This window comes from Bacillus sp. CH140a_4T (assembly GCF_008923725.1).
Lineage (GTDB): Bacteria > Bacillota > Bacilli > Bacillales > Bacillaceae_G > Bacillus_A.
Map to the genome: position 1 here is coordinate 452,637 of NZ_WBPF01000016.1, position 13,397 is coordinate 466,033.

The window sequence follows — 13,397 nt, forward strand, 5'->3', positions numbered from 1 at the left end:
AATCGTGATAGAGTTATTGATTTTTATTCGTATTAGAAAGTAGGTATCAATTAGCAGTACAAGGAGGTCTAGCTTTGAAGATAACGGAAGAAAATGTTGTGCAACAAATAAAAAAACGTAATGAGAAAAGCATTACGTTTATTATTCAAACATACGGCAGTTTACTCAGCGCTATCATTAAAAGATATGTACAGAGTAATCAGCAAGATTATGAAGAATGTTTAGATGATGTATTACTAGCTATCTGGTTTCATATCGACTCATTCGATCCAAGCAAAAATACCTTTAAACAATGGATAGCAGCCATTGCTAAATATCGAGCAATTGATTATCAGCGGAAAAATGCGAGAAATTGGCAACAAACTGTCTGTACGGAGATTAATGATCGTCTGCACCAAGAACAAAGAAGACAAAACGATTTCGTAGACGTACAAGAATTGCTCAGTGAACTGTCAGCAACAGAGCGGAACATTTTTGAAAAGTATTATCTAGAAGGTGTACCGTCTCGTGAAATTGCATCCCACCTTAATGTGAAAGAGTCATGGGTTCATAACAAACTGTCACGTGGAAGAAAAAAGCTCAAACAGATTTTTATTTTTAAAAATGGAGTGTGAGGGCATGTCTATTTATAAAGAGTTAAACGATATTCAGCTGGACATCACAGAGTTTGAAGAGATTCCCTTAACCAAATTAGAGGAAAAACATTGGGAAAAACGTGTGAAAAATAAGCTCCGGAAAAACAAACAGTCAAAGAAATGGTTCGGAGTTGCAGCAGCTTGCATGTTAATGGTCAGTATTACAGCCCCACTTGGACAATCTTCTTTAGCAAATACTCCATTTATTGCTGGATTGATTGAAAAATATCTTGATGAACAGCAACTGCGTGACTATTCTCCCTATAAAACAGCTATTGGAAAAACTGCTGAAAATAAATACGGTAAACTGACTTTAAACGAGGTAATAGTTGATGATAATAAACTACTCATCAGTTCAACATTTGAGCCAGCGAAGGGTGTGGAATTTGATTATCAAACATATTTAATCCCACAGGTACGAATAAATGGCCGTGATTTTTCTAGTATAAAGGATGCACAATCAATTGAAGTAAATGATTCTATGTATACAATCTACGGTGGTGTCGAGTTAAGTGAAATGCCACAAACTGACGAACTTCAAATCGAAATTACTTATAATACATTCAACAGGGATACTGTAATTGAGCAACCATGGATATTTGATATTGAAGTATCGCAAGCTCAGTTGATGAAAGAGAAGCAGACGTTTGATTTAAATGAAACAATTGTTTTATCTGATGGCAATAAAGTAAATGTTAAAAAAGTAGTTTCAACGCCGATTTCTACAACAATTTATTATGATGTAACACAAAGTACAAATGAAGAGATTTATTTTAAAATTGAATCAGAATCCGGAAAAACATATATATGTACAGAGGCATTTGCATCGAATAAAGAAGGAGACATTTCTTTTAGTAGATTCGATGGAATTAATGTATCGGTAGGAAAATATTCACTTGTACCGTATTCGGGGAAAGAAAACGAAGTGATTGGGCCATCTATTCCGATTCAATAACTTATTAAATCGGATAAATAGTCATCTGAAAATAGGGGAGGACGTTCAAAACGAACGCCCTCCTCTTATTTTATAAAAACTAAAACTAACAAGCGTAGAAATACAAGAGAACAGCAGTGCCACACTAGAAAATGCAATGATATACATATTATACTTCATCACTTTGCCAACGAGCTGGTTACTGTCGAACTGAAACAGTCCTGCGATTATATTGAATAAAAATAATACGATAAACATGACGATCACACCGTCTATTGATCCTTTAATATCTGGTTTGCTTAAAGCTATATGGGCAGAAATACAAATGGCGATAAATAAAAATAACCAAAAGGAAGGGTTCAATACATTACTTATTGTAAATAAACTCTTTAATAATACGAACGTCGACAAAAGCATGTTTTGAACCATTTCTATATTAATAGAAGTAGAAGCAATTGTTTTTTCGAGAGTTGTATTAAATAAGAAATATGAATTTGGTACGAAATAGCGCATTAAAAGGATTAATGCGGTAATACCGGAAATAATAGGACCGATTCCAATGAAGAAGTTCCCAATTCGTTGATATACACTTTTTTGATTATATTGATGTTGTACGTAGCCTAAAGCACCTTGACTTGTATCTGTTGGGAAAAACTGCGTTGCTACAATTTTATGACGAAATAGTACACACATAATGGCATGTCCAAGTTCATGAATAGGAACACCTATCCAAGCTGTTAAAAGGAATCCTTTTCTTCCGAAAGCTCTCGACCAATACATTCGTGTGAGAGATTCTAAATAGCCTAATAGAAATCCAATTACAATGATAACGCCAATTAAGGAAAATAATTGGATTACGCTTGTAAGGAGTATTTGAAAAATTGAGTTTACCAAGTTCATTGCCTGTCATCCAATCTGTTAAAAATGTTATTTGTTCTGTTTCATAATAGCATTATTTTTCAAGATTGCTAGCACATATATTTTCTTTTGAAAGAAGGATTTCAGAATCTTTTTCTTGTAGTCATGTTTTATGTACAAAGTCATATATTGAATTTGTAACACCCTATAAGGTATATGCTCAAGGAGGGAATGAGAGAATGAAATGTCCGGCATGTCAGACGGAAAATACAGCAGAGGCAAAGTTTTGCGGGAATTGTGGACATTCGTTAACAGGGGAAGCAGTAGCGAGTGGTGCACAGGAAGAAGATGAGCAACAAGTACGAGTAGTCCAAGCAAAGGAAACTCGACAAAATGAAACAGTTGAGCAAGCGAAGCGATTTGCAAGTGGCTATTTTCAGTTCTTTAAAAATGCTGTTAAATCACCATCGGCCGTTATGAAAAGTGGAAATGTAGAAGTGCGAAATGGAATTACAAGTCTTGTACTTATTTGTTTTTTAGGAGCGTGTATTTTTTATAGAATAATGAGCACGGCGGCGAATGTTACAAGAACGTTTGCGCCAGATTTATCTACGCCTTCGTTCTTTGGAGAGTCTATAAAGGTCTTTTTATTTTTATTAATTTTAACTTTATTTGTCGGATTTATTATTTTTGTAAGTGGAAAGATGATGAAATCATCTTTTTCGTTTCTTGAAGTATTCGGTATATGGGGAACGATAGTGACGCCAGCTATTGCTATATTAGTTCTTTCTTTTCTTTTTAGCTTTTTATTAATCTTCTTTTTACCAATATTATTAGGAGTGGCTACAACTTATATGGGGATTAGTGTAATTGTAGCTATAGTAAAACTAGATAATGGTGGATTAGATGTTATTTATACGCTTCTAATAGCAAATGTTTTAAACGGAATTGCAACATTCATTGTACTGTGGTCTTACATTAGTACGATAATTCGAGCCTTTACACATGGATTAACTGGCTTCTAACGAAAAGGTGGTTGAATGGATGAATGGATGTACCAAGTGTGGGACTCAGCTTGAAGACGGTGTGCAATTTTGTCAAAACTGCGGTCAGAAGAGGGAAAACCTTGTAGTAAAGAAGAAAATGAACAGCGGTACAAAAGTTGGCATTACACTTTTAACATTACTTGCTGTAGTGATTGTTGGACTGTATTTGTATGGATTATCGTATTATAAGCAGGCGGCACAAGTAGATCGGATCATTACTATTTTACAAGAGAGGGACGGGGAGAAATTAGCCGAGGTTATCACAGCAAATGATCCGTCAGTTATTGTAACTGGAGAGAGTGTAAAGCCTCTATTTTCATATATAAAAGAAAATCCATCTTACGTAAATGAATTGAAAGAACAGTTGAGGATAGGTGAAAAACAAGGGAATGGAGTTGAAAGAGCAGACTTTTCATTAACGAAAGACGGAAAGTATTTCTTTATCTTTGATCGGTATAAATTGAAAGCGAAGACGTATTATACGACGCTGCTTACAAATGAAAAAGGTACATCTTTAAAAATGAACGGAAAAGAAATTGATAAAACAGATGACAAAAAGTTTGAGAAGCAATATGGGCCGTTTCTTCCAGGGACTCAAATGTTTCAAGCAGAATATAAAAATGACTATGTAAAACTATCACGTGAAGAAAAGGTTGTACTTATGAAACAAAGTCAAAATAACGTAACGATAGATTTAACGTTGCAAGGGCAATATATTACAGTTCAAACGAACGCGCCCGGTGCGACATTGTACGTGAATCAAAAGCCAGTTACAGCGCTAGCTGGAGAAGAAATTACATGGGGACCGGTAGCAACTGATGGAAGTGCGACGATTTATTTAGAACGAAATGGAGAAAATGGAAGGGAAACGACGAAGGTAGAAACGGTAACGGCACTTCCGTCTTATAATCTTCCATTCCAAAAGAAAAGTACAGAAAAAACAGTTGTTTACAATGTTACTCCGCCGCCTACAACTCGGTATGTATATAATGGTTTCATCTTCCCTGATAGTGATATTCGAAAACTAACGAGTGCAGACTTAACATATTTATCGAAAAAACAATTGAAAATAGCGAGAAACGAAATATATGCAAGGCATGGACATGTGTTTCAAACGAAAGATATGCAAGCGTACTTTTCAAAACAGTCTTGGTATAGAGAAAATCCGTATTTTACAGGAAAGCTAACGGATATTGAAACTTATAATGTTGAATTGATCAAATCAGGAGAGTAAATAACATGAAAAAGGTACAGTTTTATACTGTACCTTTTTCATGTTATTCTGTAGCGGGGCTACGTGAAAAAAATAGTTGTAATAAGAAATTAACCCTACTTGATCTACCTGTCGTACTAGCGTGAATGGTGCACAAAGAACTTGAAGTTAATGAAGCTTCAGATTTAGGTGGCACTTTTATTTTTAGTTCTGAATTTCTCCCTTTTGATGTAATTACAGTTATAGTATCCTCAGATAAGTTTACAATTTTAACGACACCAACAGGATATATATTTTGATTAGGGTGCGACGCAGAAGAAAATAAAGTTGATTTCCAAATTGTTTGAGAGGAGTCGCTAATACTCGGACGATTATTAGAATTAGAATTAGAGTTAGAATTGTAATTAGAATTGGAGCTAGAACTAGAACTAGAACTAGAACTAGAGCTAGAGCTAGAGCTAGAACTTTGAATGACGGCATTAATGGAAAGTTCTTGTTCAAGAGGTAAAGCGACGTTTGGTTCTTCTGGAAGCGAAGAAAGGAATTTACTGCACATATACATTTCACCTACTTTCAAGCGCAACTGCTATAATATATTAAATAACTGTCTGAAAAGACACCACACTTGCCTATGTATCGTATTTTTTGCACAATATTTGTGAATTAAAACTTGTTTCTTTAGAATGGAAATAGGGTGTTATTTTTATGAAAGATGGAAAACGTAAAGAGTATGTTTACTAACTAAAAAAGGAAGTGGTAAAGTGAACTATGTCATTATTGGCGGAGATGCAGCTGGTATGAGTGCAGCTATGCAAATTGTTAGAAACAATGAAAATGCAAATGTTATAACGTTAGAAAAAGGTGAAATTTATTCTTACGCTCAGTGTGGGTTACCGTATGTTATTAGTGGTGCTATCGCTTCAACTGAAAAATTAATTGCGCGTAATGTAAAGACGTTTCGTGATAAATACGGAATTGATGCGAAAGTGCGTCATGAAGTAACGAAAGTAGATACGGAAAAGAAAATGGTGTACGCAGAGCATACGAAGACGAAAGATGTTTTTGAATTTCCGTACGATCGTTTATTAATTGCAACTGGAGTGCGTCCGGTTATGCCAGAGTGGGAAGGACGAGAGTTACAAGGTGTTCATCTTTTGAAAACAATTCCGGATGCTGAGCACATATTAAAAACGTTAGAAACGAATAAAGTTGAAGATGTAACCATTATTGGCGGCGGTGCGATTGGACTAGAGATGGCAGAGACATTCGTCGAACTTGGTAAGAAAGTAAGAATGATTGAGCGAAATGATCATATCGGTACGATTTATGATACAGATATGGCAGAATATATACATAAAGAAGCGGATAAACATCATATTGAAATTTTAACGAATGAAAATGTAAAAGCATTTAAAGGAAGCGAAAGAGTGGAACAAATTGAAACGGATAAAGGAACGTATAAAGCGGATCTTGTTCTAGTATCAGTTGGAGTGAAGCCAAATACTGATTTTCTTGAAGGAACAAATATACGTACAAATCATAAAGGGGCAATCGAAGTAAATGCATATATGCAAACGAATGTGCAAGACGTATATGCAGCTGGTGATTGCGCAACACATTACCACGTTATAAAGGAAATTCATGATCATATCCCGCTCGGAACGACTGCTAATAAACAAGGGCGACTTGCTGGACTGAATATGCTTGATAAACGAAGAGCCTTTAAAGGAACGTTAGGTACAGGTATTATTCAATTTATGGATTTGACGCTTGCAAGAACAGGTTTAAATGAAAAAGAAGCAAAAGGACTACATATTCCGTATAAAACGGTCAAAGTAGATTCTACAAATATGGCGGGTTATTATCCAAATGCGAAACCACTTTACTTGAAATTGCTATATCGTTCTGACACGAAACAATTATTAGGCGGACAAGTAATAGGAGAAGAAGGGGTAGATAAACGGATTGATGTGATCGCAATGGCACTTTTCAATAAAATGAGCATTCACGATTTAGAAGATGTCGACTTAAGTTACGCACCACCATATAACAGCGTTTGGGATCCAATTCAACAAGCGGCAAGGCGAGCAGAATAGCACTTTTTAAGTGCTATTTTTTTCGTTAAAGGGGAATAGTCATTTTTGTCGAATGAAGAGGATTGGGAAATAGTTACGTATAGGGAAGGGGATCATTAAAAATGGGTGTAACATTTCAAACAGTTCAAGAATCAGAAAAAGAAATATTACGTAATTTGTATGCACTATATCTTCATGACCTCTCTACATTCACTCCTAATATAACGATTGGGACAAATGGATTTTTTGAATACGAAGATTTGCACATGTTTTGGGAAAATGACGGAATCACTCCGTATTTTATTAAAAGTGATAATGATATTGTAGGGTTTTTATTACTACTGGAACGTCCATACTTGAAAAAAGAAAATGACTTTGGCATAAATGACATTTTCATATTGAATCAATACAAGGGAAAAGGAATCGGTAAAAGAGTTATTGAGAATTTATTAAAAGAGAAACGAGGACAGTATTTTGTTATCGAACTTGTGAAAAATGTACCAGCTGTTTCTTTTTGGAAGAAAGTATATAGGGAGTTAAACATCGAATTTGATGAGAAAACACAGTTAATCGATGATGAAGAATGTCTCGTTCAAACGTTTAAAATATAATGAAATAGATTCTACTTGTATATTACTTTGAAATTTAACTTTATTTTGAATATATCTTTCACCCTTGAAAACATAGTACTTATCGCTTATATTTTCATATAGTATTTATTTTTAATAAAGCAATGAACGAAACAGGGGGCACAGTATGGCAATTAATATGAAAACAATCGAAGAATGGATTGCTGAATCAAACGCAAGACATGAAGAAGACTTTGGAAACGTTGTTGAAGAGATGAAAGAAGTATGCGTTGGACTTGATAATGCGACATTAATTTATACGAAAAATGTATTTTGTTTCGGTAAGAAAGTAGAAGTATTGTTCTTCTTCCAAGACCATGTCGTGATTGGACAAGAAAAAGACGAATATATTGAAATTGAAAAATTAAAGTATGATGCCATTACAAATAGTAATTTAAAAACAAATGATAAAAATACAACACTAGAATTAAAGTTTGCTAATGGACAATCTATCAATTTAGATAGTTTAAATGATAACTACGGTACGAAAAATTGGTTATTCGCGAGACAAATTAAGAGTATTTTTAAATTAATCTAGTAAAAAAGCACGCCGTCCACCGGCGTGCTTCTAATTACGCAAATCCCCTCTTAACCAATTCCGATCCTGATAAGCCCCAACAGGAATTTGAATAAGTGACGTTTCATTTCCAGCATCTATTCCGTACAATTGGTCACATGAATTTGTATCAAAACTTAGTAACGGATGCCCACCCATTCCCATCGCGGTTGCGGCGAAAACGAGTTTATGAACGAGGATACCAGCTTCCATTTGGTGAATACGGTATCCTCTATAGCTTAATGTATTGGTATAGTAATCTTTCTTTCCGACTACATGTAAGCAAAGCGGTACTTGAAAAAGATTTACGTTATCCATTGTCATACTAGATTGAAGGGGATAACGAAGGTCTCCATACCGTATAGGTTGTATGGAATGAGTTTTACTGTTATAAGCGTAAGCACCATTTTTGATATCTTTTACGTTATAGAAGCATCCATATAATGAAACTCGCGCATTTTCATTTATATACTTACCATCAAGATCGTTGTAATAAGGGAAGGAGAGGCCCGCTTCTTGTAGTAAAGTAGCGAGGTCTGCTGCATCCCATTTCGTTAAAGTAAAATCAGCATCAGGGGAATACCGTTGTTTGCAAAGTTGTAAGAAGTCATATGATAATCGCTTTACTTTCGGTAGCTGTACAGCGTGCACATTATGTTGAAAGTGCTCTTTATGATGTAGTGTTTGGAAATGTGCTGTCGATTCGATCATAGAAGCTTCATTTATTTTTGTTATCAGTGGATATTCATTTACATGTTTTGAGCGAACAAAATGTTCATGTGTTAACGGCGGAATTTGCTGCAACAACTCATGAGAAGTAACTGTTTTATTTTCAAGATAATCATTATGAAACCAATCAGTTTGTGGTTCTGTACTGAAAGGAACAACAGCATACACACTTTCTTCGCTCTCTGACAGCCCGAGTAAATGATTGATTGCCCGGTCTAGAAACTGAAAATATACGCCATTTGTGTAGCCGAATTGTTTGGCACATTCCAGTAATTGTCCGATGAGAACACCGCTATCTAATCCTTGAAGTCGATACGAAAAGTTATTGTATTTAAAGTAGTTTTTCCAAAACATAGTGGATACGAATGCAGCACCAAAACAAGACTGTATGTTACAACGATTGCCAAGTGCCTCTGTAATGTAAGAATCGAAATTTCCTTCGCGAAGTAAAACAAGTCGGTGGTGCGCAGCGTCGTAATGGTAAATACCGTCTGGATAATCGTCAATCTTTAAATATATATACAATTCATTTGGATATAAAGCGCCTCCTGAAGGGATAGGTCTTCGGAATAAAATTTTCTCGCTATTTAGCTGACATAATTGTGTTAAACCAAATGAGGACCAAAGGTAATGACCAATCTCCTTCAAAGTAGGTGTAGTAGAAGAGTTAGGTAAAGATAATGGGATTTCTAAAGAGAGAGGAATGATAGGTACATTTCGATATAGTTTATAAGGAAGAGGTGCATCTTTCCAGTCCACTTCATGGTTCGGCATAATTTCGTCTATAGAAAAATGGAGATGATGTAAAAAAGTATCCAGCTGCATAGAATCCCTCCTTTACTATGGAAACGGATGCGGATGTGGATTTAATTGTTCATTCGTTAAAGGGTCGTTTGTATATCCAAGTGTCATCGGCACAGTATATACTCTATCTAGTCCTGTAACCCGAATGAGATGGTGACCGAACGTCATCGGTAGCATGCCTGGAATAATGACTTTTACGCAATGTAATCCGTTTTTTTCTATAAGAGGTACTGTTTGATCTACAACGATTACTTCAAGTCCAGCTTGCTCTAGACGGTTTAAAAGTTGATGAAGATCGGATGTCAAATCTAGATCAAATGATTGTAATGCATTCATTTCTTGGAATGTTTGCACCTGTGCATCGCCACGTAAAAGGAAGTGAAGACGTTCTTCCGCTTCTTTCAATCCGTACAGCATACTATGGTCTTCCATTTTATTTACGAGATAAGGGTCTTGTAAGCAGTTTTCGTAGTGCTCTCTTTTTTGTTCGAGTTCATCGTCTGTTATAAGTAACATGCCTGCTATTTCATGAATGGCACTCTTTAAAGCGCGGACTGGGTCCAAATGAGAGCCTCCAGCACAAACAACGTTCATTCCATTTTTACGCGTATTTTTCGCGATTACCCATAAGCTTGGGATGCCGTGTTCCATGGTTGCGTTAAAGGCGTGCAATTCATAGCCGGTAATCGTGTACAGCCGCTGAATCATTAATTGTAATTCCGGATCATTTGCTGAACTAAGATCAAGACGGGGAAGAGGTAATTCAGCATACCAAGTGAGCAAGAAGGCGTCACGCTCTACAATTTCTAAAATGCCGTGAAAAATTGCTTCTTCTAAACTACCACCAATGGCACATCCATTTGATGTTTCATATACGAAAGCATCTCGATGACCGAGGCTATAATAAGCGATTGATTCAGGAACTAAAATTGGCTGGTTTTGTAATAAAGAGTATCCCCATACCCAGTTTTGTTCATAATCAGGATCAAACGGTTTAAACGGAAAACTATCACGATTATAATGTTCATTTGTATGTACACCGAGCGAGAGGGGATGTAGTGCATAATCCTCTACATCATGAAAACTACCATGCACATTCGTCTTTTTTCCTCGAGGTGACATACCACAATATCTTTCTAAACCTTCTAAAATAGCAGTCGCTTCACTCATTGCAAATGAAAGAGTTCGGCCTGCAACCCCTTCATTTCCAAACATTAATGGCATGTTTATAATAACGTCAGCGAATGGTAATAAAGAATGCTGCATTTTTCCGTTCAACATGCCAACTCGGTAATCTAAATAATCTCTCGCTAAAAATGTGTTTAGTTCATGAATGGAACGACAGCGATATGTTGCATCACTTGTTTTTAAGCTCGGTTGTAATGAAATCACAGCTGCATCTGCCGTGTCATCAGGCAAATTGCTACATACGGGGCAGAGCGGATCTGGAAGAAAAGAATGACGTGTACATTGCAGTGTTTGTAAGTTTAGTAAAATGAGTTCATTTTCTAAAGAAGAATGGTGATGAGCTAATATTTTCTCTGTTTCTGCGCAAATAAGATGGCACATTTGTAACATGCCATTTTGGGTGGCGCGTACATCACGCCTCGTTACGTTATCTTCTTTTACCGCATATTTTCGTTGTAGCTCCCACATTTCTTTTTGATCAAAGCCAGCGATAAAGCGTCGTCCATCGGCACAATGGGTACATCCCGCTGCAAGAGGATGAATGTAAGGACCGATAACACCTTCACCAAATGAAGTAAACCCGCGTAACCACGGAATCTCATTGGAACGAAAAATTAGCTCGGCATCATGATGAATAGCAGAAGGAGAGCCATCGTGTAATACGAGAGCGAGTTCAATATTTTCAGGGAGTGCGTCTGTAATAGTATGTTGGCGAATGATGGAATATTGTTCGCTTAATTGATCGTGTACATAGTCTGCAAGAAGGCCATCTCCTATAAGGAATATATTTTGATTCATAGACTATCCTCCTTTGCAATTAATACCCCGTACACACCATCTAAGTTTTCTTTCAAAAATGATTCAATTGCTAAATCAAACACGAATGGATAAAAATTATGTTCTTCTAAATGTTGTAAGGCAAGCTGTACAGCTTGCACGCCTGGAATGTCTTCTTCCTCCTGTATTTCTACTCTAAAAGAATCTGTGTCATATAAAATAATAGATGATTCGTTTAAAATGTTAGCTCTGTAAGGAGTCTCTTCATTTTGAATGTGAAGAAGTGATAGTTGTAGTGCGTTACGTAGCGCTAACGTCATATTAATATTAGATGCACCGTACCATCGATCATTTATACCGACCCAAACGACTGGAAAGCTGAGAATCTCTTCACTTACTGCTATTTTCGGTGTTTCATGAATTGTAGCGAGAGCATCGTAATAAAATCTACAATGTTTATCATGAATTTCAGTTAAATCGATCGTTGTTATTTCTTCTAGCATATGTGACTGCCGCTCATACAATTTGTTATTTAAATGTTGTTGCAGTGCCCTGTATACACCTTCTGTCATCGTTTCTCCAGCGCCAATACCGATATCGTTATGTTCAGGAATAAGGTGGTGCATAATTTCCGCTACATATGTTTCAATTCCTGCTAAACCAGCTTCTCGGCGCGCTTCGTTATGAGTCAAACCAGCGCAAGTCATAAGAGGCAGGAGGGAAGCAGGACCATCTGAAAGTGGTGTAGTTACTTGAATATGGCATTGTGATAACGGTAATTGATATAAATCTTGTTCATCCCATACATGGAATATACCAGCTTCTTTAGAAGTTAATGAATCGAAAAAACGGAATAAATCAGTTGAAGTATGTTCGTTAGACCGATGCTCAAGTTGTTCAGAAAGATTTTCGATCGTATCAATTGTAAAACTTTCATCAGTTGCGAGAGGATGTTTTATAAAAGGATGCCATGCCCCTTCAAGTGTTTCATAATTTAATAAAAAGAATTGTGGTTCTTTTTCTCGGTAAGAATCATCAGCGATATGCTTAAATAATTCAAATACGATTATATTTGCTAACATTGCAGATGCAACTGGTGAAAATGATGCTGATGAATGTTCATGTTGTAAAGTCGTTTCATGTAGCCGGTGCCATGCGGATTCCCAGCATTCTTCACGATTAGCTGTTACGATAGGGCCGGCTATACCAAGTGCTGATAAACAGACAGCTGGTATGAAGTTCTTTCCTATCTCTCTACAAATCGTGTGAACCGCTCTTAAACCTTCAATATCTCCATTTTGAGAAACATACAAAATCCAGTCGAAAGGCTTAAACACTTCATGCAGGGGACGATCAATTGTCGTATCTATTTCTTGAACAAGGACATGATCATCTACTTCATGTGCAAGTTCTACTAGCTCATGAATACGTTCGAAATTTGTTTCCGCATAATCTGTAATAAGGTAATGAAAGGTAGGTAATCCAGATTCTAATAAAGAAGAAACTAAGGAAGTAAGCATATATCCAGAACCAATTATAAGGACATTTTCCGCGCGATACGTTTCGAATTTTAGAGCGCCTGAATGAGAATCAGCTTCTAAAAATTCAATTTGTGAAGCGTATCTATCAAGTAATGCGCTATTTAATTCATGAGGTGCATCTTGACTTACATCCCGAACGAAACCATTTTCATATAAAATCTCTCCGATTTCAAATACACGATTTTGATAGGGGAGAGGGAGACCATCGGTTATTTCTGCTAAAGAGTAATTACCGTTAAACATAGGCATTAATTTTTCAATCCAGTTGTAAATTCCATCACCGTCCATACGAAATGAACTGGCATTATTTCGAAAATAGACACCCCCGTTTGAGTCGGGGAGGAAGAAGGTATCCTTATTTGCTTTCAGTTTTGCATGAATTGGAAGGGTACTCATTTTAATCCTCCTTACG

Annotated in this window: 12 protein-coding genes; 7 read left to right on the top strand and 5 right to left on the bottom strand. The window is 36.3% G+C overall.

The features are described 5' to 3' along the window. Positions 1–74 precede the first annotated feature (74 nt). Together F8162_RS17805 and F8162_RS17810 are read left to right on the top strand one after the other, a co-directional pair. Positions 75–614: a sigma-70 family RNA polymerase sigma factor gene (locus F8162_RS17805; protein ID WP_151631268.1), complete on the top strand. Its 540-nt coding sequence runs from the start codon at positions 75–77 to the stop codon at positions 612–614. 4 nt (positions 615–618) lie between these two features. Then, on the top strand, positions 619–1,590 hold the full coding sequence (locus F8162_RS17810; RefSeq protein WP_151631267.1) for a DUF4179 domain-containing protein: 972 nt from the start codon (positions 619–621) through the stop codon (positions 1,588–1,590). Between the two features lie 45 nt (positions 1,591–1,635). Here the strand turns inward: F8162_RS17810 and F8162_RS17815 are convergent, their stop codons facing one another. Beyond that, positions 1,636–2,469 (bottom strand): hypothetical protein, encoded by an 834-nt coding sequence (locus tag F8162_RS17815; protein ID WP_151631266.1) that lies wholly within the window; start codon positions 2,467–2,469, stop codon positions 1,636–1,638. Positions 2,470–2,666: 197 nt separating this feature from the next. On the opposite strand from F8162_RS17815, the gene F8162_RS17820 reads away from it, so the two are divergent. Both F8162_RS17820 and F8162_RS17825 read left to right on the top strand, forming a co-directional pair. Continuing rightward, positions 2,667–3,452, top strand: a complete 786-nt coding sequence (locus F8162_RS17820; RefSeq protein ID WP_151631265.1) for a zinc ribbon domain-containing protein — start codon at positions 2,667–2,669, stop codon at positions 3,450–3,452. 19 nt (positions 3,453–3,471) lie between these two features. Further along, a complete protein-coding gene (locus F8162_RS17825; protein ID WP_151631264.1) occupies positions 3,472–4,707 on the top strand; it encodes a TcaA 3rd/4th domain-containing protein in 1,236 nt (411 codons plus the stop codon). A 43-nt stretch (positions 4,708–4,750) separates the two neighbouring features. Here F8162_RS17825 and F8162_RS17830 read toward each other — a convergent pair whose 3' ends face one another. Beyond that, a complete protein-coding gene (locus F8162_RS17830; RefSeq protein ID WP_151631263.1) occupies positions 4,751–5,242 on the bottom strand; it encodes a hypothetical protein in 492 nt (163 codons plus the stop codon). A 205-nt stretch (positions 5,243–5,447) separates the two neighbouring features. On the opposite strand from F8162_RS17830, the gene F8162_RS17835 reads away from it, so the two are divergent. From F8162_RS17835 to F8162_RS17845, 3 genes are all read left to right on the top strand, one after another. Further along, positions 5,448–6,782: an FAD-dependent oxidoreductase gene (locus F8162_RS17835; RefSeq protein ID WP_151631262.1), complete on the top strand. Its 1,335-nt coding sequence runs from the start codon at positions 5,448–5,450 to the stop codon at positions 6,780–6,782. A 101-nt stretch (positions 6,783–6,883) separates the two neighbouring features. Next, on the top strand, positions 6,884–7,372 hold the full coding sequence (locus tag F8162_RS17840; RefSeq protein ID WP_151631261.1) for a GNAT family N-acetyltransferase: 489 nt from the start codon (positions 6,884–6,886) through the stop codon (positions 7,370–7,372). Between the two features lie 145 nt (positions 7,373–7,517). Then, complete coding sequence (locus tag F8162_RS17845; protein WP_151631260.1) at positions 7,518–7,928, top strand: DUF3908 family protein; 411 nt, start codon at positions 7,518–7,520, stop codon at positions 7,926–7,928. 30 nt (positions 7,929–7,958) lie between these two features. Here the strand turns inward: F8162_RS17845 and F8162_RS17850 are convergent, their stop codons facing one another. From F8162_RS17850 to F8162_RS17860, 3 genes are read right to left on the bottom strand one after another with little or no spacing between them, the layout of a single operon-like run. Then, positions 7,959–9,500, bottom strand: coding sequence for a SagB family peptide dehydrogenase (locus F8162_RS17850; RefSeq protein WP_151631259.1), 1,542 nt, complete (start codon positions 9,498–9,500; stop codon positions 7,959–7,961). A 15-nt stretch (positions 9,501–9,515) separates the two neighbouring features. Next, positions 9,516–11,465, bottom strand: coding sequence for a TOMM precursor leader peptide-binding protein (locus tag F8162_RS17855; RefSeq protein WP_151631258.1), 1,950 nt, complete (start codon positions 11,463–11,465; stop codon positions 9,516–9,518). Continuing rightward, positions 11,462–13,381, bottom strand: a complete 1,920-nt coding sequence (locus tag F8162_RS17860; protein ID WP_151631257.1) for a putative thiazole-containing bacteriocin maturation protein — start codon at positions 13,379–13,381, stop codon at positions 11,462–11,464. Before F8162_RS17860 ends, F8162_RS17855 begins: the two co-directional genes overlap by 4 nt. Positions 13,382–13,397: the final 16 nt, after the last annotated feature.